The sequence below is a fragment of the Chryseobacterium sp. Marseille-Q8038 genome, from assembly GCF_965111995.1.
On sequence record NZ_CBCOPN010000001.1, the window covers coordinates 2529433 to 2551737 of the forward strand.

At 36.5% G+C, this 22305-nt stretch carries 15 protein-coding genes; 3 read left to right on the forward strand and 12 right to left on the reverse strand.

The genetic code is table 11. The annotated features are described in order from the left end of the window. Window positions 1-100: 100 nt before the first annotated feature. Window positions 101-847: a glycerophosphodiester phosphodiesterase family protein gene (locus ACWPWS_RS11740; RefSeq protein WP_454046612.1), complete on the reverse strand. Its 747-nt coding sequence runs from the start codon at window positions 845-847 to the stop codon at window positions 101-103. Between the two features lie 168 nt (window positions 848-1015). Continuing rightward, window positions 1016-4099: a TonB-dependent receptor gene (locus ACWPWS_RS11745; protein WP_309513678.1), complete on the reverse strand. Its 3084-nt coding sequence runs from the start codon at window positions 4097-4099 to the stop codon at window positions 1016-1018. A gap of 324 nt (window positions 4100-4423) precedes the next feature. Between ACWPWS_RS11745 and ligA the strand changes: the two genes are divergently transcribed. Together ligA and ACWPWS_RS11755 are read left to right on the forward strand one after the other, a co-directional pair. Beyond that, on the forward strand, window positions 4424-6430 hold the full coding sequence (ligA, locus tag ACWPWS_RS11750) for an NAD-dependent DNA ligase LigA (RefSeq protein WP_454046613.1): 2007 nt from the start codon (window positions 4424-4426) through the stop codon (window positions 6428-6430). A gap of 183 nt (window positions 6431-6613) precedes the next feature. Then, a complete protein-coding gene (locus ACWPWS_RS11755) occupies window positions 6614-9079 on the forward strand; it encodes a DUF7619 domain-containing protein (protein WP_454046614.1) in 2466 nt (821 codons plus the stop codon). Between the two features lie 82 nt (window positions 9080-9161). Here the strand turns inward: ACWPWS_RS11755 and ACWPWS_RS11760 are convergent, their stop codons facing one another. The 9 genes from ACWPWS_RS11760 to ACWPWS_RS11800 form a co-directional block, all read right to left on the reverse strand. Beyond that, window positions 9162-9620, reverse strand: coding sequence for a hypothetical protein (locus ACWPWS_RS11760; RefSeq protein ID WP_454046615.1), 459 nt, complete (start codon window positions 9618-9620; stop codon window positions 9162-9164). A 35-nt stretch (window positions 9621-9655) separates the two neighbouring features. Next, entirely contained in the window at window positions 9656-10159 is a 504-nt protein-coding gene (locus tag ACWPWS_RS11765; RefSeq protein WP_454046616.1) for a hypothetical protein, read from the reverse strand. 48 nt (window positions 10160-10207) lie between these two features. After that, on the reverse strand, window positions 10208-11923 hold the full coding sequence (locus ACWPWS_RS11770) for a HAMP domain-containing sensor histidine kinase (RefSeq protein ID WP_454046617.1): 1716 nt from the start codon (window positions 11921-11923) through the stop codon (window positions 10208-10210). 6 nt (window positions 11924-11929) lie between these two features. After that, window positions 11930-13039, reverse strand: coding sequence for a sensor protein KdpD (locus ACWPWS_RS11775; protein ID WP_336704721.1), 1110 nt, complete (start codon window positions 13037-13039; stop codon window positions 11930-11932). A gap of 57 nt (window positions 13040-13096) precedes the next feature. Beyond that, window positions 13097-14182 (reverse strand): porin, encoded by a 1086-nt coding sequence (locus tag ACWPWS_RS11780; RefSeq protein WP_454046618.1) that lies wholly within the window; start codon window positions 14180-14182, stop codon window positions 13097-13099. A 66-nt stretch (window positions 14183-14248) separates the two neighbouring features. Further along, window positions 14249-14806, reverse strand: coding sequence for a potassium-transporting ATPase subunit KdpC (gene kdpC / locus ACWPWS_RS11785; RefSeq protein ID WP_454046619.1), 558 nt, complete (start codon window positions 14804-14806; stop codon window positions 14249-14251). A gap of 10 nt (window positions 14807-14816) precedes the next feature. Further along, the gene (gene kdpB / locus ACWPWS_RS11790) at window positions 14817-16856 is read right to left on the reverse strand and encodes a potassium-transporting ATPase subunit KdpB (RefSeq protein ID WP_454046620.1); all 2040 of its coding nucleotides are present in this window, start codon (window positions 16854-16856) and stop codon (window positions 14817-14819) included. Window positions 16857-17030: 174 nt separating this feature from the next. Next, window positions 17031-18725, reverse strand: a complete 1695-nt coding sequence (gene kdpA, locus ACWPWS_RS11795; RefSeq protein WP_454046621.1) for a potassium-transporting ATPase subunit KdpA — start codon at window positions 18723-18725, stop codon at window positions 17031-17033. A gap of 6 nt (window positions 18726-18731) precedes the next feature. Continuing rightward, on the reverse strand, window positions 18732-18809 hold the full coding sequence (locus tag ACWPWS_RS11800) for a potassium-transporting ATPase subunit F (RefSeq protein ID WP_077415921.1): 78 nt from the start codon (window positions 18807-18809) through the stop codon (window positions 18732-18734). Between the two features lie 389 nt (window positions 18810-19198). Here ACWPWS_RS11800 and ACWPWS_RS11805 point away from each other — a divergent pair. After that, a protein-coding gene (locus ACWPWS_RS11805) for an IS3 family transposase (RefSeq protein WP_454046622.1) occupies window positions 19199-20436 on the forward strand; the annotation gives its coding sequence in 2 pieces (ribosomal slippage) (window positions 19199-19556 and window positions 19556-20436; 1239 coding nt in all). A gap of 39 nt (window positions 20437-20475) precedes the next feature. Here the strand turns inward: ACWPWS_RS11805 and ACWPWS_RS11810 are convergent. After that, window positions 20476-21798 (reverse strand): sigma-54-dependent transcriptional regulator, encoded by a 1323-nt coding sequence (locus ACWPWS_RS11810; protein WP_454046623.1) that lies wholly within the window; start codon window positions 21796-21798, stop codon window positions 20476-20478. Between the last annotated feature and the right edge of the window lie 507 nt (window positions 21799-22305).

Sequence of the window (22305 nt, forward strand, 5' to 3'; positions counted from 1 at the left end):
TAAACCACCCCGTCAAAAATTCTTTGAATTTTTGCCACCCCTCCGGAGGAGGGGAATGTTTCGTCCTTCGGTTGTACTCTTTGTGAGAAATTTCCAACGGTTATTTATTCTTTAACTGATCAGGAATATTGGTGGTTACAAATCCGATTCCCTGTTTTTTTAATTCATCATAAACAGCAACATCGTTTACTGTCCAGGCATTCGTGATTAATCCTAATCCTTTTGCTTCTGCAATCCATGTAGGGTTTTTCTGGAAAACACTGTAGTGGTAATCCATACCATCCAATCCTTCTTTTTTGATCTGCTCAGGAGACAGTTCTCCGTTCAGGTACTGAACTTTAAATGATGGAGCTAATTTTTTGATCTCTTTACAGATATTAAGGCTGAATGAAATAAACTCACTCTGAGATTCCAGCTTCATATCTTTGATCATTTTGATTGTTTTTTGAGTAATCTCATTTTCAATTTCAGGAGTCTTGGCTGGTTTGATCTCAACAATAAGCTTCAGAGATTTGTCTTTTTTTCCTTGTTTTAAATAATCTTTTAACGTAGGAAAGTTTTCTCCGTTGGATAATTTCAATGCTTCCAATTCTTTGAACGTAGCTTCTGAAATTTCCATCTTACCATGATGTTCATCGTGATTGATCACCAATACACCATCTTTTGTCATTCTTACATCAAATTCAGACCCATATATTTTTAATTTCTGAGCATTCTCCAATGATTGAAGTGAATTCTCCGTTGTAGGAGGCTGAGCCTGGAAATATCCTCTATGGGCAATAATCTGGGTTTGTGCTTTCATCATAACTGTACTTAAAACTGCTAACCCTAAGATAAAATTTTTCATAATATAATTTAAATTATTAAAAATAAAGTTGTGAAACTTCCTGATAAAGGTAGTTATTAATAAATAAAAACCACAAAGACATAAAAGATTTACAGACTACAGCTAAGTAAGATTTACAACAGCTGACTCATTTTCTTTTATGCCTTCAGTGGTTACACAAGATAATTGTTAGAAGGAATATTTCGCCCCAATCTGGATCTGGTATGGATTTCCAGACATTGGAACCAAACCTCCTCCACTTACGTTTTTAGTATATTCATACTGCATGGTCTCCTTATTAAATTTGGTTACTTTATACAGAGAAGTATTTCCATATGAGTTGTTTACGCCCCATTCTTTATTAAGCAGGTTTGCCACATTGAAGATATCAACAGAAAGTTCAAAAGCGCCTACTTTATCAAATTTAATTTTCTTCGCTACACGTACATCCCAAACGCCATAGAAGCCATTTTTACCTCCATTACGTTCTGCAATTTTACCATTATACTCGTTGATATAATCTTTCAGAGCCTGCCCTACCTGTGGATCATCCAGAATGGATTTGGTAAGGTTCGGGAAGATGAAAGCAAGGTCGTTGGAATCTACGAAGTCACCATTGATATTTCCTCCTGTTGTTGCAGAAAAACGGGTTCCTCCAATTCCTGAGTATCTGATTCCTAGGGTAAATCCTGCAATGGTAGGAGAATTCCCATAGATCACTACTTTATTTCTAAATTGGTTATCAGAATAGGTCATTCTTAAGTCTCTGGGATCACTCTGAATCATCGTAGATAATGTCGCTGAGTTCGCTACATTTCCATTGTAAGATGTATTGTCTTTGATATCAGACCATGTATAACTCGCTGTGATTTCTCCGTCTTTCCAGTAGCGATAACTTGTATCTATGACGAATGAGAACTGGTTTACTTTACCATCACTCACCAATTCCAATACTCTTCCGAAATTATTATTGATTCTTCCCTGTTTCCAGTCGAAACTTACACTGTTATTGGCATTATTGGTAATGGCACCTGTAGGAATGAATACACCTCTTCCGCCTTCATTTGCTAAAGTAAAGAAAGGATTTGCCACCATGTTTCTGTCATAATAATAGTAGTTGTTTCTACCTAAAGCCATGTATCCTGCAATTCCTGCTCTGAATCTTTCATTGAAGAAGTGGGTATAAGAGATATTTGCTTTATAAACGATTGGAATTTTTGCATCTTTACCTGTATAATTGATGGTTGGAATCTGCTTCTGAGAAAGTGAAGGAACCGAATTGTAATCATCTCTATAACTGTTAAAATCCGGGAACGGAACATCTTTAGCCGTGACATCCACTGTAGCCAAATGTTTTCCATCGAATACAAGGTTGTTGATGATCATATAATTGTTGATATCGGAAGAAAAAATTCCGGCACCGAACTTCAGGAAGTCTTTATTTCCTTCATTGATATTCCAGTCAAACTGAAACCTTGGCTGGATTACAAATGATTTGATCTGATTATCAGTTCTGATTCCCATCTCATCAAACAGTTTCTGGTTGAATTCTGCTTTCGGGTAACCTCCGTAGTCTAATCTCAAACCGGCCATTAAGTCAAGACCTTTCGCCACTTTCGTCTGAAACTGTCCATAGACACCTAGATTCCAGATATTTGATCTTACAGAAGGATCTTCCATCAAAGGAACTTCTCTATAGAATCGGTAAGGAGTCATCGCATCAAAGTTACCCATTCCCTGGAAATGGAACCTTCCGTTTACTTCACTTCCGTAGACCGATTTTGCAGTTGTATACATCAAATCAGCTCCGAAAGTATATTTTACTTTATCTGTATTGTAGTATAAGTTGTCTACAATCTGGAATACATTATTTCTAAAGCTTTCCTGGGCAAAACGGTGTCCTCCAATCTGAATATTGGTAGATCCGGCACTTGATGCTACTCCTTCAACAATCGCTCTTGGTACAGGTTTCCCCAGCTGATTGTTCTGGTAACTGTCCTGGAAAGTATAAAGATACTGAGCCTTTAATTCATTGGTTAAATTAGGTTTCAGATTTGATCTTAAGGTTAACAATAAGCTGTTATCAAGATTTTTGTCGTTTCCGTAAGATTCAAAGAAATTGATATTGGTATTATCACCCAACCCGTTTTTATTAAGGTCATAGGTGAAGTTATTTCTTAATGTTAATAAGTGCTTCTCATTGATCTGCCAGTCTAAACGTAAAAATCCTGCATCTGAGTTTCTTACTTTGTCAAAACTTCCAAACTGAGGACCGCTTCCCACTCCATATTTTGCTCTTGCAATATCCACAAACTGATTTAGCGTCTGAGTTGTTGTATTGAATCTCTTCTCATCATCAGGAGATTTGATATCGGCAATGATCAAAGGTCTTGAATCCAGCTGGTGATCCCAGGCTACGAAGAAATGTAATTTATTTTTAATGATGGGACCTCCCAATGAAAATCCGAACTGAGAAGTAGAGAAATCATTATCTCTTTTGTTCCCTCTGATATCATACGGACTGGAAAGCCAGTTGGTTCTTAAATATTCCCAGGCACTTCCTGAAAATTTATTGGTTCCTGATTTGGTAACGGCACTTACGGTTCCTCCTCCGCTTCTTCCCAATGTCACATCATATTGATTGGTGGTAATTTTGAATTCACGTACCGCTTCAATGGAGATGGAGAATGGTGCACCACTTCGGCTGGTAGTAGCTCCTGCAGAAGTAGGGTTTTTGGCTGTCATTCCATCAATAGTAAAGTTTGTAGAAGATCCAAGCTGTCCGGAAAGGTTTCCGCCTTTTCCGCTTAATGGTGATAATTCGGCAAGATTCGCAAAGTTTCGTCCGTTTACCGGAAGTATACTGATATTTTTAGCAGAAATTGCTGTAGCAGCTCCAAGGTTTCCAATCTTATTTTTAAGATTTCCCGTAATCTTTACTTCTTCAATTTGTTTCTCACTGCCAAGATCCATATTTACAGTAACCTGATCTCCAAAGTTCACATTGTAACCTTCTTTTTTATCATCGTTTACAATAACTGTATAAGGGCCTCCAAGAGGAATTTCCTTAAAAATATACTCCCCTTTTGAGTTTGTTTCCGTTTCCGTTTTGAATCCTGTAGACTCATTCACGATCGTTACTTTCACTTTTTCCTGAGCCGTACTTCCCGGTCCGGTAACTTTCCCTACAATAGAAGCCTGTGTGGTCTGTGCATACGCCATTGTCCCAAGCCCTAAAAACAATAATCCCAGTACAATCTTTACTTTTTTCATTTCTTCCGAAGATCTTTATGATTAATTTTTTGATGTTCATCAGGAAACCTCTTTGATTTTCATGTTAATAGATCACGTTGAGGTTTCTTTCAATCAGATGTGCAAAGGTATTTTGACTTTAAAGGCCGGGTGTTTAAGAAAGCTTTAACATTTTTTTAATTAAATCAGAACGTTATGTTAAATTACTTTAAACAAGTGTTTTATTTACAACACAATCAACCTATTAAAGCATGTTACATATTTTTAATTTTCCTGTACTATTTTATTCTGTTATTTTTTAAATGCAATTACTTTGGTTATTTTTGCTCAAAAGATAGAAAAGCAATGTCTGAAAACATTCAACAAAAGATAGAACAGCTCCGCAAAGAGCTTCACCAGCATAACGACAACTATTATCAACTGGATACTCCCACCATTACAGATTTTGAATTCGACATGCTTCTGCAGGAACTTCAGGATCTGGAGGCCAAGTATCCGGAATTTTATGATGAGAACTCGCCTACGGTACGTGTAGGTGGTGGTGTCACTAAGGTTTTCCCTACGATTCAGCATAAATTCAGGATGTACTCTCTGGATAATTCTTATGATTTTGATGATCTTGAAGACTGGGAAAAGAGAATTATCAAAACCATTGAAGACCCTGTAGAATTTGTTGCCGAGCTGAAATATGACGGTGCTTCCATTTCTATTCTTTATGAAAATGGAAAACTGTCACAGGCTGTTACCCGTGGCGACGGTTTCCAGGGGGATGAAATTACTCCGAATGTACGTACCATTTCGGATATTCCTTTGACTTTAAAAGGTGATTTCCCTGCTCAGTTTTTTATGCGTGGAGAAATTTATCTGACCAGAAAAAACTTTGATAAACTTAATGTACTGCGTGAGGAAGAAGGTCTTGATCCTTTCATGAATCCTAGAAATACCGCCAGTGGAAGCCTGAAAATGCAGGACAGTGCCGAGGTAAGAAAGCGTGGGCTTTCTTCAGTACTGTATCAGTTTATCTCTGAAGATATTCCGGCAGAAACCCATTGGGAGCTGCTTCAAAAGGCTCAAAGCTGGGGGTTCAAAACCTCTCAGCAGGCCAAATTATGTAAAACGATGGCTGAGGTACAGGAATTTATTACATTCTGGGATACTGAACGCCATAATCTGCCTTTTGAAATTGACGGGATTGTATTGAAGGTTAATTCATTACAACAGCAGAGACAGCTTGGTTATACAGCAAAATCTCCACGTTGGGCAATGGCTTATAAATTTAAAGCAGAAAAGGTAGAAACAGAGCTTCAAAGTGTATCTTATCAGGTGGGAAGAACGGGTGCTATTACTCCTGTTGCCAACCTTAAGCCTGTTTTACTGGCAGGAACAATTGTAAAAAGAGCCTCTCTCCATAATGAGGATATCATCAAGAAACTGGATCTTCATGAAAACGATTTTGTGTATGTGGAAAAAGGGGGAGAAATTATTCCGAAAATTGTAGGCGTAAATACTGATAAAAGAACGGAAGAAAGCAAGGAAATAGAATACATCAAACATTGTCCTGAATGTGGTACTGAGCTGGTAAAGATTGAAGACCAGGCTATTCATTTCTGTCCGAACGAACTTCACTGTCCGCCACAGGTAGTGGGAAGAATGATTCACTATGTTTCCAGAAAAGCATTGAATATTGACAACCTTGGAAGTGAAACTATAGAACAGCTTTACAGAGAAAAACTGATTGAAAATCCTGCTGACTTTTATGTTTTAACGAAAGAACAGCTTCTTCCTTTGGAAAGAATGGCTGAGAAATCTGCTCAGAATATTATTACAGGAATTGAAAAATCTAAAGAAATTCCTTTTGAGAAAGTACTTTACGGAATCGGGATCAAACATGTGGGAGAAACGGTTGCTAAAAAACTGGTAAAGAACTTTCCAACCATTGAAGAATTAAAAAATGCAACGGCTGAAGAGCTTTGCCAGGTAGAAGATATCGGGGCTAAAATTGCAGTAAGTATCGTTGAATTTTTCCAGAATTCTGAAAACGTATTGATGATCGAACGTTTAAAATCTTACGGAGTACAGCTTGAAAAAGGAGAAAGCACGAATGAAGTATTATCCAATGTGCTGGAAGGAAAAACCTTCTTATTCACCGGGAAATTGTCTTTATTCACAAGAGAATCTGCTGAGGAAATGGTAGAAAAACATGGCGGAAAAAATATTTCTGCCGTATCCAAGAACCTCAATTACCTTGTGGTAGGGGAAAAGGCAGGAAGCAAGCTGAAGAAAGCTCAGGATATCGGAACCATTGAAATCCTGGATGAACAACAGTTCCTGGATTTGATTGAAAAGCAATAAAGAATAATGATTTAATCATTTATATAAGACTGTGAAATCTATCACAGTCTTTTTTATTTTCATTTTGATATAAGTGCTTTGAATTCAGAGATAAAAAAAATAATAAAGTATTCACTTAAAAGTTTACATTTGCTTTTGATTTGTAATCAAATAGTAAAAAACTAAAACGTAACCAACTCAACCATGAAAAAACTCTACTCAGCTATTCTGCTGGCTATATTTTCTGTACTCCAGTCGCAGATTGTCAATATTCCCGATGCTAATTTTAAAGCAAAATTATTGTCAGCCGATGTTACCAATAGTATTGCATCTACAAATTCCGGTAATTTCAACATGAAAATTGATACGAATAACAATGGAGAAATTGAAGTATCTGAGGCTTTACAGGTAGGAACACTACGACTTTATGGTGGAGGAATATCAGATCTGACAGGAATCTCTGCCTTTGGAAATTTAGGAGGGCTGGATATCTCCGGGAATACTATATCATCCCTAAATCTCAGCTCTAATCCTTTTTTATCAGAATTAAGTTTTGATGGGATGTTACAGCTAAGTTCCCTGAATCTTACCAATTGTAACAATATATACAGGTTTTATTGCAATAATACAGCACTAACTTCATTGGATTTACATAATAGGCTTTCTTTAAAATATTTGTACATTTTTAATACTCCTTTAACCCATGTCAATATTTCCGGGTCTTCAAATATTGTAGAATTGGATATAGAAAAGACACAACTTACAACATTTGATGCTTCTAATCTGCAGAGTATTTTTGTTTTTTACCTGAAAAATAATCCTTTGCTTACATCCATTAACTTTGCAAATTCCAACATGGAGATCATAGATGTCAGCAAAAATAATCTATCAGCACTCAATATTCAAAATCAAAATAAGCTTCGTGTTGTTTACTGCGAAAACAATCACTTAACAAACTTAAGTATGCCTGGTTGCCCCGATATGAAAATGATTTATTGCGGATACAATCAGCTCACAAGCCTTAATCTCTCCCTATATCCTCTTTTAAATACACTCAACTGTAATAATAATTCGATTCAATCTCTTGATCTATCCCAAAATCCTGAATTTTATAATATCAACTGCAGCTCAAACAATATGAGTTTTCTTAATTTAAAAAACGGTAAAGCTCAGCAAAATAACGGAACAGGTATAGTTTTTAATCCCAATCTTGTAATTTGTTGTGATTACAATGAACAGGATATGATACAAGGTATGATAGATAGTTCTCCTTATTTTTTCTCCACTTATAAAACAACCAATTATTGCTCATTTACTCCGGGCGGAATATTCTATGTCGTTCAGGGAAATACAAAATATGACAGTAACAATAATGGTTGCGACATCAGTGATCCGGGTAAAGCATTGCAAAAATTTAATATTACAAGTGCAACTACATCAGGAAGTTTCATAGGAAATACTTCAGCTAATTATTCAATTCCCCTACAGTCCGGAACACATACTCTTACCCCTGTGTTAGAAAACCCTAATTATTTTGCAGTCACTCCGCCTTCCATAAACGTCACCTTTCCCAATCAACCTAGTCCTGTAGTACAAAATTTCTGTTTGACAGCTAATGGGGTTCATAATGATTTAGAAACAGTTATTATCCCAGTGACAGCAGCTTCACCTGGTTTTGAATCAAAATATAAAATCATCTATAAAAACAAAGGTACCGCACCTCAGTCGGGAAATATAGTTTTTAATTTCAATAATAACCTGATGAACTATCTGAGTGCAACGACATCTCCAGGCTCTCAATCTACCGGAATGTTGAACTGGAACTTCACGAATCTTCTTCCTTTTGAAACCAAAGAAATTACCGTAACTGTGAAATTAAATACTCCAACACAAACTCCGCCAGTCAATGGAGGTGATATTCTACATTACACAGCACAGATCAATGGTGCAACTGATGAAACACCTGCTGACAATAGCTTTACTTTAAACCAAACGGTTGTCAACTCTTTTGATCCCAATGATAAAACCTGCCTGGAAGGAACTTCTATCACCCAAACTCAGGTGGGAGATTATGTGCATTACCTGATCCGATTTGAAAACACGGGAACAGCCAATGCAAAGAATATTGTGGTAAAGGATGAAATTGACATTACTAAATTTGATATTTCTTCCCTGGTAGCGCTAAACGGAAGTCATAATTTTGTTACAAGAATTACCAATCCGAATACCGTAGAATTCATCTTTGAAAACATCCAACTGCCTTTTGATGATGCCAATAATGACGGATATATTTCATTTAAGATTAAAACAAAATCTACCTTAAATATTGGGAACAGCTTCAGCAATACAGCCAAAATCTATTTTGATTACAACAACCCGATTATTACCAATACTTACACAACAAGTGTTCAAAATGTATTAGCTACAGCAGAAACCAATAAGGAAAACACTAGTATTTCGATTTATCCTAACCCTGCAAAAGATGTTTTAAATATCAGATCCAAGCAGGAAATCATCAAAGCTGAAATCTATGATGCGACTGGAAGAATTATCAGATCAACAAATGTAACTGAAAATTCAATTTCTGTTTCAGAACTTTCCAAAGGAAATTATATTCTAAAAGCTTTCACAAAGGACAAAGTACTTGTACAAAAGTTTATTAAAGAGTAAACTTACGCAATGTTATAAAAAAGGCTGCGAAAATTATTCGCAGCCTTTTTATGTTTTTCGAATCTGTCTCAAAATTCATATTTTACTTGAAAACAATAATAGTATAGGGAGAACTTTCTCCTGTCTTTGGCAGAATCAACCTGATATGTTCTTTATCCTTGTAGTAATCTACATATGGCTCTTTGGTGATGATTTTTCCTTTTTCTGTTGGTTTATATCCGTCAGCTAAAATCAGTGTAAGGTACTGATCATATTCTTTCTTTGTTTTAAACTCAAATTCAATTCTGTCTTCTGACTTTTCTTCAGCATATTCAAACTTCCCAATTTTTGAGGTATAATCGGGGGCTTCATATTCGGTTAAAGCGAAACCAAGCCCTTCAGTTCTGTCATAAAACTTGAACTTTTGCTGTTTCATTTCCTTTTTAAACTCATCCATGCTAAGCTTATTGAAACCTTTAAACTGTTCTAATGTGAAAGTCTGAGCAGAAATCTGAATACTTAATACAACTGAAAATAATATAAATCCTAAGGTTTTTCTCATTTCTATTTTTATCGTAAATATAAAGAATAGGATTGTCAGTTTTGTAATCTCCAGTTATGAAGGACAACGGTAATAATAACGTCGTTCCATAACTCAAAGCCTATTAACTTCGGTTTTACCGGAAGAATGGAGGTTTCAACCCATTGACTTTTTCCTACAGTATACATCATTGCATCATATATGAGATTTTTATCAAAGGGATTACTTACCTGAAGCATCATTCCTTTATGTTTTCTATTTTCAACATCCTGCGAAAACTCTATTTCTATGGTCTTTGACGGGTTTACATTCTCTTTAACCACCTTCATAGATTCCAGTTTTCCCTCTTTAACATCTGCTTCAATAAACAAGTGTTCACCAGGATAAATTTGCAAAGTATTTTCCTTAACAAAATAAGGAGATTTTTTGACTTCCTGCTGGTAATACCTCACAGAATCAACCGGAAGTTTTAAAGTAAAATTTTCACGAAATTCTTGTTGACCAAAACAAAAGTTAGCGATTATAAATCCAAAAAAGAAAGCAATAGTTTTGATATTCACAGTTATAAGTTCTTTAAATTCTATGACACTAAAATATAACAATAATCCTTATGAAACCGGCAGTCTGAAGTAAAAAGTACTTCCATTATTCAGAGAACTCTTTACTCCTATTTCTCCATGTTGTTTCTCAATGAAGTTTTTTGAAATGGCCAAACCTAAGCCTGTTCCATTCTGGTGTTCTCCGGGAACCTGGAAGTAACGGTCAAAGATCTGGCGGTGGTATTTTTCATCAATCCCGCTTCCGGTATCAATAATACTGAACTGAATGAATGAGTTTTGTTTTTCTACTACAATCTGAATATTTTCGTCCTGAAAAGAGTGTTTCACAGCATTCGTTAGAAAGTTATTCATTACCCAGACTGTTTTATCAAAATCGGCAGTTACCGCATCACTTTCTTCTAAAAGATATTCTGTACTGATGGTGATATTTTTCTGTTCGGCAAGCTTTTCAACATTTTTTACAGCGGTCTGTACAATTTCTTGAGGAGAGCATTTTTCCACTATCAGTCTGATATTTCCGGATTCTACCTGGGAAAGATTAAGCAGTTCACCTGTAATATCCAATAAACGCTGTCCGTCTTCATTGATGCTTTTCAGCAATTCCTGCTGTTGTTCGTTCAGTTCTCCGAATTTCTGATTTCCAAGGAGCTGAACGCCCATTTTAATAGCAGAAATCGGAGTTTTCAATTCATGGGATATTGTTGCAATGAAGTTCGTTTTAGCAAAATCCAATTCTTTAAAAGGGGTAATATTTCTCAGCAAAATTACCTTTCCAATATATTTTTTTTCCTTTTCGCCGGTTTTAACAATATTGATGGGGATAACATCCTGTTCAAAATAGTTTTCTTTGTTATCACGGACAATCTTGATAGGATCTTTTACCGGATGGTCTATATTTTTCAGCAGTTCACGTATCAGATCATTGTTGATGGCTACTTCATGGGCAGTTTTTCCAATAATTTCTTCCTTGTGAAGGTTCGTAATCTTCAACGCTTCATCATTGATCATGTAGATAAAATGATTCTCATCCAGGCCAATCACTGCATCATGCATATTATTAACCAATGTTTCGATCCGTTTTTTATCCATCAGTTGCTTGGAAAGTGTACTGCTTTCGTACTCCTGAAGTTTCTCCGCCATACTGTTGAATGATTCTGCCAGGCTGTTGAATTCCTCACTTCCTTTAAAATGAACTCTTTCACTATAATTTTTATCAGCAATTTGTTTGATACTGAAAGTAAGCTGATTGATAGGTTCTGCAATCGTTTGTGGTAAATTGAAAAGCAAAATAAAAGCAATCAGAAAGCACACCGTTCCTAAACTTACAATCCAGAAAGTGGCATTTTCTGCCGTAATGATCGCGATATCACTCTTTCGTTCTATCCCTTTCATATTTAAAGACATAATCTTCGAAAGATCTTCACGGATTAGTTTTTCCTTATTGATATCGGGAGCTTTCAGATAGCTGTTGAAATGCAGATTCAGATTCTGAGTGGCTTCTTTTTCTCCGAATTCAGTAAGATTTTTTTCCTGAAGTTTATTATTTTTCTGAAAATCTGCTATCGCAACGGTACTGTCTGTACTGATATTATCCAGTGCCAGAAGCATATTTTTGGAAAACTCCAGACTGTTGTAATTGGCAGTAAGGATTTTTTCAGTATCAGATTTTAATTTATTAATATATACAGAACCTATAACTGAAAGCAGAACAATCAGCAGAAATAAAAGGCCAACGCCTAAGGTAAGTTTCGTTTTAAGTTTCATTATTTTTTAAGATAAAATAATAATATCTATCTGTCTTTCATTCAGCCTGTTCATCAGAGTATAGATCCAGCTGTACCCCAACATCCGCTGCCAGAAACTGGCATGAGGTTTCCCAATGCAGACCGTTGTGATATTATGGGCAATCACATATTCCAGAATTCCGTTATGAACACTGCTTTCTTTGATCCGGACTACTTTTGCCCCTAATTCCTGTGCTAAATTAAAATTATTAATTAAATACCGCTGTTTATCGAGTGCAATTTTTTCTGGATTTTCAGAAGGTTTCTGAACGTACAAAACAGTCCATGGACTGTTATAGTAACTGGCTAATCTCGCTGTTTTCCTGATAATTGTTTTGGCAATCTTCTCATTGCTGCTGATGCAGGCCAGGAATTTTATAGGTTTAAAATTTTCAGTTTTGATCTCTGTTTCTACCTTTCTTTCCACATGAGTGGCCACTTCCTTTAAAGCCAGCTCACGAAGCTGGAGAATATGCCCGCTTTGGAAGAAATTGCTGAGTGCAGTCTGAATTTTTTCCTTTTTGTAAATCTTCCCTTCTTTTAAACGCGTCAGCAGCTCATCAGCGGTAAGGTCAATGTTCACCACTTCATCGGCGAGTGCCAGTATTTTATCCGGAACCCTCTCTGCTACTTCTACTCCTGTAATTTTCTTTACTTCTTCATTCAGACTTTCAATGTGCTGGATATTCATGGCACTGATGACATTGATCCCGTTATCCAGGATTTCCAGTACATCCTGCCATCTTTTTTTATTTTTAGAACCTTCCACATTGGTATGAGCCAGCTCGTCTACCAGAACAACCTCAGGATGCTCATTGATAATGGCCTGAAGATCCATTTCTTCAAGGTTTTTTCCTTTATAAAAAACGGATTTTCTTTCAATTTGAGGAAGCCCTTCTACCAGAGCTTCGGTTTCTTCACGGCCATGGGTTTCAATATACCCAATCTTTACATCAATGCCATTTCGCAAAAGAGAATGTGCTTCCTGAAGCATACGAAAACTCTTTCCTACACCTGCACTCATCCCGATATAAATTTTGAATTTTCCTTTGCGGGATTTCTGGATAAGCTCTAAAAAATCTTTTGCTGATGACATTGATTTTATTCTTTTTAATTTTACTTTAAACACCTTTAATCGTGATTAAACTGATTTCTAAAACCAGGCTGAAAGACTTGTTGTAATGAAGAAATTTCCTTTTTTAAATTCATCATTTTTTGCAAAAATGGCATCTTTCGCAGTAAAACCTCTTGCTTCTGTACGGAAAACCACATTTTTAAAGATCGCATAATCTACGTTGAGAGAATATCCAAAGGTCTGAAATCCATTTGGAGTTCCGGTGTTGATAATAACCCCATTTTTATCATTGTAATATTCTAATCTTCCCGCCAGTGCCCACTTGTTGTCTAATTGATATTTCATTAATACATTGGGGCTGTACCAGATGTTATACTGCTCGCTTCCTTTTGATTTCTGCTCTGCTCCGATATCAAATCCCAATACCGCAGAAAATTGTTCTGTCAGCTGGAAACTTCCATACAAATCATGGAAATAGCGCATTCTTTTATCATCCTTTGCTTTATCATTTCCAATGAATGAACTACTGTTCAGTGTGATTTTTTCATTGGGTTTATAAGTCACCTGATGTCCGAAAGAAATACTTTGGTTTCCTTCCGGTTTAGCGATACGCTGCCAGCCATTCAGGACTAATCCGCTTAAAAACCATTTCCCGTTATCTGAGGTATAAGAAATTTTAGCACCTGTTTCAAAATAAGGAGAATTTTCTGCTGCAAAACTTCTGGTCAGATTGATATTATCCTTTCCTATAGCACTTTCCCAGCCAATATGAGATGGCATGATCCCTGTATCAATCCACAGGTTTTTATTTTTTGATATTTTGATCCCTACATTGGCTTCGTTTACATAACGCAAAGCATTTTGTTCAGCAGCCATATTATCCTGGGCATAAGTTCCGGCCATTAAAGCTACATTGGCGCGGATATTTTCACTCTGATAGTTGGCTTTAACCAATCCCAGATTGAGGTTCATTTCATTATGCCTGTTATAGGAGTATAAAAAGTTTTGACGGATATGATTTCCCGGTTCATTAAAATCATAGGTATAAAACAATTCTGCATAGGCGGAAAATGTAACTTTATTCCCTGTTTTCAATGAATCTGATGACTGTGCTTTTGTTAAAAATAATCCTAATAGTGCACTTATAACTAGATATTTTTTCACTTTTATTGTAAGGTATGTGAATCATGTCAAGGTTTTAAACCTTGACATGATTGATTATTAAATTTATTATTTTAATTGGTCTAAAGCAATATTAAGCTTCAGAACATTTACTTTTGATGGCCCGAAAAGGCCTAACAATGGCTTTTCAGTTTGATTATTGATTAAATTTTTGATCTGCTCTTCAGAAAGGCTTCTCACTTTTGCGATTCTCTTTGCCTGATACAAAGCTCCTTCTTCAGAAATATCAGGATCCAGACCGCTTCCACTGGCAGTAACCAGCTCAACAGGAACTTTCACACCTCCCATTTCAGGATTGTTCATTTTCAAAGTGTCAATTCTTTTCTGTACCGTTTCCAGATATTCTTCATTGCTTGGACCTTTGTTGCTTCCTCCACTTCCTGCAGCATTATAATTAACTGAGGAAGGTCGGCCATGAAAGTAATTTTCAGATTTAAATTCCTGTCCGATATTGGCATAAAACTTCTGCCCTTTATCATACACAATTTCTCCGTTTCCTTTGTTGGGAAGTATTTTAGAACCTCCGTATACAACAGCCAGATAAATACCTGTAACCACCAACATTACAAGAGTTAATCTCAATGCTGAAACAATATGATTTTTCATTTTTTAAATTTTAATAGAATAAACTGATTACCAGATCAATGATTTTGATCCCAATGAACGGAACAATTACTCCGCCCAGACCGTAGATCAAAAGGTTTCTTCTTAATAAAGCACTTGCACCAATTGGTTTATAAGCCACGCCTTTCAACGCCAGTGGAATCAGAAACGGAATGATGATCGCATTGAAAATAACCGCTGATAATATGGCTGTTTCAGGGCTGTGAAGATTCATAATATTCAGCTTCTGAAGGGAAGGAATAAAAGTGATGAAGAGCGCAGGAATAATGGCAAAATACTTTGCAACGTCGTTCGCAATACTGAAAGTTGTCAAAGTTCCTCTTGTCATCAATAACTGTTTCCCAATTTCCACAATTTCGATCAGCTTTGTCGGGTCATTATCAAGATCTACCATGTTTCCGGCTTCTTTCGCTGCCTGTGTTCCGCTGTTCATTGCTACTCCTACATCTGCCTGGGCCAATGCCGGAGCATCGTTTGTACCGTCACCCATCATGGCTACCAGCTTACCTTCCTGCTGTTCCTTTTTGATGTAATTCATCTTATCTTCAGGCTTGGCTTCAGCAATAAAGTCGTCTACTCCAGCTTTTTCAGCGATAAATTTTGCTGTTAAAGGATTATCTCCGGTTACCATTACGGTTTTCACGCCCATTTTTCTCAGTCTCTGAAAACGCTCCTGAATTCCTGTTTTGATGATATCCTGAAGTTCAATAACACCCCATACTTTTTCATTAACAGCAACAACAAGAGGAGTTCCTCCATTTTCAGAAATTTTGGTTACTGCGTCCTGGGTTTCCTGAGGGAAGATATTCCCGGCTTTTTCAGTCAGTTTTTTTATGGTATCATAAGCTCCTTTACGGATTCTTGTTTCTTCAAAATCGATCCCTGAAGTTCTGGTCTCCGCTGTAAAATCAATATAAGTAGGATTAGGAACCAACAAGTCTTCAGATTTCAAAGCGCTCAGTTCAATGATTGATTTTCCTTCCGGTGTTTCATCAGCTACAGAACTTAATGCCGAGGCTTTAATGAAATCTTCAAGCTGAATTCCATTAGCTGGATGGAATTGGGTTGCCTTACGGTTTCCAATAGTGATTGTTCCGGTTTTATCCAGCAGCAGAACGTCAATATCTCCTGCTGTTTCTACAGCTTTACCACTTTTGGTAATCACATTCGCTCTCAGTGCTCTGTCCATCCCCGCAATCCCGATTGCAGAAAGCAGACCTCCGATTGTTGTCGGAATAAGACAAACGAAAAGAGATATAAATGCCACTATGGTAATCGGAGTCTGCGCGTAGTCTGCAAAAGGCTTTAAAGTGAGGGTAACAATAATAAATGTAAGCGTAAATCCTGCTAAAAGTATAGTTAATGCGATTTCGTTGGGTGTTTTCTGTCTTGATGCTCCTTCTACAAGGGCAATCATTTTATCTAAGAAGGATTCTCCGGGTCTTGTTGTCACTTTTACTTTAATTCTGTCTGAAAGTACTTTTGTACCGCCTGTTACAGAGCTTTTATCTCCTCCGGCTTCACGGATTACAGGAGCACTTTCTCCGGTAATGGCAGACTCATCAATAGTTGCAAGACCTTCAATAATCTCACCATCCATTGGGATCTGATCTCCGGCTTCACAAAGGAAAATATCCCCTAATTTCATCTCAGCAGACATTTTCAGCATTGTTTCTACCTGAAACCCGGGTTTGTTATCAACCACTAATTTGGCTGGAGTTTCTTCCCTTGTTTTTCTGAGGGTATCAGCCTGCGCTTTTCCTCTTGCTTCTGCTATAGCTTCTGCAAAATTGGCAAACAGAACCGTGAAAAATAAAATAATAAATACTAAAAAGTTATAGGAAAAGCTTCCCTGGCTTTTATCACCAGTAAGGCTGAACATGCTCACGATAAACATGACAACTGTTCCGACTTCCACCAGGAACATTACTGGATTTTTAAACATAATTTTCGGATTCAGCTTTACGAAAGACTGTTTGATCGCTTCGTTTACCAAATCTCTTTGAAACAATGTTTGTGACTGATTTTTCATTTTTTTGAAAGAGTTTATATCATTGTAAATCAATAATCACCATCAAGGTCTGCCAAATAATAAGGATAGATATGGATAATATTAAGTGAACGTTTCAGTAAGTGTCAGACTAGCTTCCTCAAACTTTAGCTTCCTTAATGGTTGAATATTGATTGTAATTTTTAATGTTCACATTTATTTTGAGAAATACTGGATCTGCTCTGCGATAGGTCCTAATGTCAATGCAGGGAAGAAAGATAGTGCTGCAATCAGTAAAATCACTGCCAGTGTCATAAATCCGAAAGTAGCTGTATCTGTTTTTAGGGTTCCGGAACTTTCAGGGATGTATTTCTTCTGTGCCAATAGTCCTGCAATCGCTACCGGTCCAATAATCGGAATGAATCTGGATAGTAACAGGACAATTCCCGTTGAGATATTCCACCACGGCGTATTATCTCCAAGTCCCTCGAATCCGGATCCGTTATTCGCGGCAGAAGAAGTAAATTCGTACAGCATTTCACTAAAACCATGGAAACCGGGATTGTTCAATGTTTTTGCTCCAAACTCAGGTAAGTAAGCTGTTAAAGCTGTTCCTGCGAGAATTAAGAAAGGATGGAATAAAGCCACAATCATCGCGATCTTCATCTCTTTGGCTTCAATCTTTTTACCCATAAATTCAGGAGTCCTTCCTACCATCAGACCACTGATGAATACTGCCAGAGTAATAAAGATGAAATAGTTCAGAATTCCGACTCCACAACCTCCGTAGAAACAGTTGATCATCATCGCAAGCAGCTCATTCATCCCCGAAAGCGGCATTGTACTGTCATGCATAGAATTCACAGATCCTGTGGAAATAACTGTAGTTGCGATACTCCAATAACCAGATGAAGCACTTCCGAAGCGTATTTCTTTGCCTTCCATTGCTCCCAGACTGTTGTCTGTTCCCATTTGTGTAATCAGAGGATTTCCTCCTGTTTCATTCACAACATTCGGAATGGTAAGCGCCAGGAAACCGACAGTCATTACAGTAAAAATCACCCATGAAAGTTTTCTTTTCTTTAGATAAAAACCAAGGGCAAATACCAATGCAAAAGGAATGATCATCTGAGTAACCATCTCTGTCATATTGGTGATATAATTAGGGTTTTCAAGCGGATGTGCCGAGTTTGCTCCGAAAAATCCACCTCCATTGGTTCCCAAATGCTTGATCGCAACAAATGCAGATACAGGACCTCTGGAAACATCAGCTTTCTGACCTTCCAGTGTTATGATGTGATCTCTCCCTTCGAAAGTCATCGGGCTTCCGTTGATGGAAAGAATTAAAGCAACAATTACACTTATTGGAACCAAGATTCTGATCATGGATTTTGTAAAAAAATCATAGAAATTCCCTAATTCTGTGCTTGTTTTTTCTTTAAAAGCTTTGAAAAGAACCGCCATTGCCGCCATTCCTGTTGCTGCCGTTACAAACTGTAAAAACATCAGATAAAGCTGGCTCAGATAGCTTACTCCTGTTTCTCCTGAATAGTGCTGTAAATTACAGTTAACTAAGAATGAAATGGTAGTATTAAAAGCCAGATCGGGTGACATATTCGGATTTCCATCTGGATTTAAAGGAAGCCAGGCCTGATTCATTAAGAGAAGAAAACCAATGATGAACCATATCAGATTAATGGCCAGCATGGCGTACATATTCTGTTTCCAATTCATCTGACGGGTAGGATTAATACCCGATATTTTATAAATTAACTTTTCAACAGGTTCAAAAACCGGATCAAGAAAAGTTTTTTTGTATCCATAAACATTAGCTATGTATTTACCTAAAAATATTCCTATAACTAACGTGACAGCAAACATTGCTATAATGCCTAAAATTTCTGTATTCATGACCAATTAAAATTTTTCAGGTTTAATTAAAACATAACAGATATACACAAAGGCAAGTATTGAGAGGAAAAATAAACTCCACATAATTTATATTCTATCAAAAAATTCAACTGATTTATATAAAAGCCAAAACAATACTGCAAAAAGCAGAATTAAACTTATAAGCATCATATCTTAATCATTAGGGTTAAAAGAGTCAGTAATACGTACGATACAATCAGCAGACTAAAAGTTGAATGCTCCCGTTTTTTAAACGTTTTTCTTGAAATTGTCATTTTTAAATATTTTATTCAGAGACTATATGCCAAAAGAAAGTCCACTTTAAAATAAAAACATTTAAATGATTGAAATTAAAATACTTACATCAAAAACTTAAGATCTCCTAAAACAAAAAAGCCTATCAAAATGATAGGCTCTTTATTAAAATGATATGTCCCGTCCTGAAATAAGTTGACACTTAATCAACTTATATTATGAAAGATCAAGAATTAAAAGATGAAAAACGTACTCAAAGAGATTACAGTATAGGCTTTAAATTACGAGTTGTTTCTCAGGTAGAAAACGGCGATTACACTTATAAACAAGCCCAAAAAGAGTATGGTATCCAAGGCAGAAGTACAGTTTTGGTTTGGTTGCGAAGATATGGTAACTTAGATTGGAGTAAACCTAAACTTCATACTATGCATAACTCTAAAGAAACTCCGGCTCAAAAAATTAAGCGTTTGGAAAAAGAATTAGCTGATGAAAAACTAAAAACTAAGGTTCTTAATACCATGATTGATATATCAGATAAGCAGTGTGGCACCCAAATCAGAAAAAAGTTTTCCTCCCAACAATCTTCAGACTCCACAGAGAAGGAATAAGCATATCCAGGCTGTGCAGATTGTTTGGGATAAGCCGTCAGGCAGTTTATCAAAATAAGCAGAGGAGCTTAACCCGTGAAAAAGAATTACTAAAAATAAAGATACTCGTACAAAAAGTACGAATGGAAATGCCTAGACTTGGAACCAGAAAGCTTTATTACCTACTTAAAGGAAGGTTCAAAAATGAAGGAATCAAAATAGGCAGAGATGCTTTATTTGCTTATCTAGAAAGAGAGAATATGCTTGTGCGTGCTCAAAAAAAGTATGTTAAGACAACTTTTTCAAAACATTGGCTTAGAAAACATCCTAATTTATTGAAAGAATTAAAGATCAGAAAAGCAGAACAGGTTTTTGTAAGCGATATAACTTATATTAAAACAAGAGAATCTACCTGCTATTTGTCTTTAGTAACAGATGCTTACAGCAGAAAAATCATGGGATATTCATTAAGTTCAAATATGAATACTGAGAATGTAGCCAAAGCCTTAAAGATGGCAGTGAAAAATAGAGTTTCAAATACTCCTTTGATTCATCATTCAGATAGAGGATTGCAATACTGCTCGGGCTATTACCAGAAAATGCTTAATAAAAACAGAATAAAACCATCTATGACTGATGGTTATGATTGTTATCAAAATGCATTGGCCGAGAGAATTAATGGAATATTAAAACAGGAATTCCTGTTTTGTAAAACAAAGAATATACAAGACTTAGGATCATTGGTAAAAGAAAGTATTGATATCTACAATACAAAAAGACCACATCTGAGTCTTAATATGCAAACGCCAGATAAAGTGCATAAAAAATCCGAAGAAAATAAATACTTCTCCGGATTAAATATTGTCTAATTTTATGTCAACCTATTTTAGGACGACTCAATAAAAGATTTATTTTAATCCGTATTCTTCCAGTTTACGGTATAATGTGGCAATACCAATCTCAAGTAGGCGGGATGCTTCTGCTTTGTTCCCTTTTGTATACTGTAAAACCTTCTGTATATGTATTTTTTCCAGTGATCTGATACTTAAAGAATCACTTTCTTTAGTATTTTTTTCAGAATAATGAGGAAGACTTTCTGCATCCAGAATATTGTTATCCATTAAAATCAAACTCCGTTCTACAGCGTTTCTCAACTCACGGATATTCCCTTTCCAGTCATTTTTCTCTAAAGCTTTATAATAATCCGGATCAACCTGAACAGAAGACAGGTGAAGTTTATGTGAAAAAATATCAACAAAGTTCTTCGCAAGCGCTTTCAGATCTTCTTTTCTGTCTCTTAAAGCCGGAAGAGTGATCTCAAAGACATTCAGTCTGAAATAAAGGTCTTCTCTAAAATTACCCTGCTTTATTTCATCCTCCAGATCCCTGTTGGTGGCTGCAATTAATCTAAAATCGGATCTTGAAACTTTTGTTTCCCCCATTTTGATGAATTCCCTGGTTTCCAAAACTCTGAGTAGCTTCGCCTGAAGCTCTATAGGCATTTCACCAATTTCATCCAAAAACAAAGTCCCTCCATTAGCTTCTTCTATCAATCCTTTTTTATCTTTCAATGCACCGGTAAAAGCACCTTGTTTATGACCAAAAAGTTCACTCTCCAGAATTTCCTTACTGAATGCAGAGCAATTGATGGCCACAAAACTATTCTTCTTTCTGTCACTTCCTTCATGAATAGCACTCGCAAAAACCTCTTTCCCAGTCCCTGTTTCACCTGTAAGAAGAACCGCTGCATCCGTTAGAGCTACTTTTTCTGCCAGTTTTTTAGATTGTAAAATTAAAGGTGACTTACCAATAATCTGATCAAAACCTTTCGTTACAATCTGCTGAACCATTCTTGACTTGTTGTCTTTTACTTTGTCAAGAGCCTTATACACCAATGGGATAATTTTCTCATTATCATCACCCTTCACAAGATAATCATAAGCTCCATTTTTCATAGCTTGCACTGCATCCGTAATATTACCGAACGCTGTCATCAGGATTATTTCCAGCTGAGGATATTTGGTTTTAATAGACTTAACAAGCTCTACCCCAAAAGCGTCAGGAAGGCGCACATCGCTCAGAACAACATCAAAGTCATACTGCTCCAGCATCGTCATAGCAGAACGTGCCGTAGAAGCTTCTTTTACATTAAAATTTTCTTGGGAAAGGATCATTCCTAGGAGTTTAAGGAGCTTGATCTCATCATCGATGATCAGAATATTTCCTGACATTATAATTATTTTTGGAAAACTCCTACAAACTTATTGAATTTATTCGAGTAAAACTCGTTTATACAGGGAAATAGTTTAGTAAATAACAGCCATATATTTCAGGAGCTGTATCCCGCTATTCATTCATACTCCTCGCGCCTGTGCTCTCACCCTGAGCTAAGCCAAAGGTTCTCCACGCAAGCTGCGGGGTAACCATTACTATCGGGGCTAGGAGGACATTAATGATGAATGATAAGTGATGAATGATGAGATTCGGGATTTGAAGGAAGAATCGTGAATTTCTGATTTGGTTTGATGAAATTTTAAAATGTGAATTGTCCCATTTCATATTCAATAGGAGCGGGCTTTAGCCCGTTTTCTTAATTTTTTTTCTTCCATTGGCTTTAGCCAAAACTTATTATTTGGTAAGACATCCGTTGAGGAAAATGATACAATACAATCCCGAATTGTTTAGACTCCTACGGAGTGGCAACAGTGTTGGGGTAAAGATGAGTAATGGGTAATAAG

Coding starts and splice junctions, on each gene's coding strand:
- kdpA (WP_454046621.1), bottom strand. CDS start 18,725: ATGAATACAGAAATTTTAGGCATTATAGCAATGTTTGCTGTCACGTTA.
- ACWPWS_RS11760 (WP_454046615.1), bottom strand. CDS start 9,620: ATGAGAAAAACCTTAGGATTTATATTATTTTCAGTTGTATTAAGTATT.
- ACWPWS_RS11800 (WP_077415921.1), bottom strand. CDS start 18,809: ATGTGGAGTTTATTTTTCCTCTCAATACTTGCCTTTGTGTATATCTGT.
- ACWPWS_RS11745 (WP_309513678.1), bottom strand. CDS start 4,099: ATGAAAAAAGTAAAGATTGTACTGGGATTATTGTTTTTAGGGCTTGGG.
- kdpC (WP_454046619.1), bottom strand. CDS start 14,806: ATGAAAAATCATATTGTTTCAGCATTGAGATTAACTCTTGTAATGTTG.
- kdpB (WP_454046620.1), bottom strand. CDS start 16,856: ATGAAAAATCAGTCACAAACATTGTTTCAAAGAGATTTGGTAAACGAA.
- ACWPWS_RS11755 (WP_454046614.1), top strand. CDS start 6,614: ATGAAAAAACTCTACTCAGCTATTCTGCTGGCTATATTTTCTGTACTC.
- ACWPWS_RS11740 (WP_454046612.1), bottom strand. CDS start 847: ATGAAAAATTTTATCTTAGGGTTAGCAGTTTTAAGTACAGTTATGATG.
- ACWPWS_RS11810 (WP_454046623.1), bottom strand. CDS start 21,798: ATGTCAGGAAATATTCTGATCATCGATGATGAGATCAAGCTCCTTAAA.
- ACWPWS_RS11775 (WP_336704721.1), bottom strand. CDS start 13,039: ATGTCATCAGCAAAAGATTTTTTAGAGCTTATCCAGAAATCCCGCAAA.
- ligA (WP_454046613.1), top strand. CDS start 4,424: ATGTCTGAAAACATTCAACAAAAGATAGAACAGCTCCGCAAAGAGCTT.
- ACWPWS_RS11770 (WP_454046617.1), bottom strand. CDS start 11,923: ATGAAACTTAAAACGAAACTTACCTTAGGCGTTGGCCTTTTATTTCTG.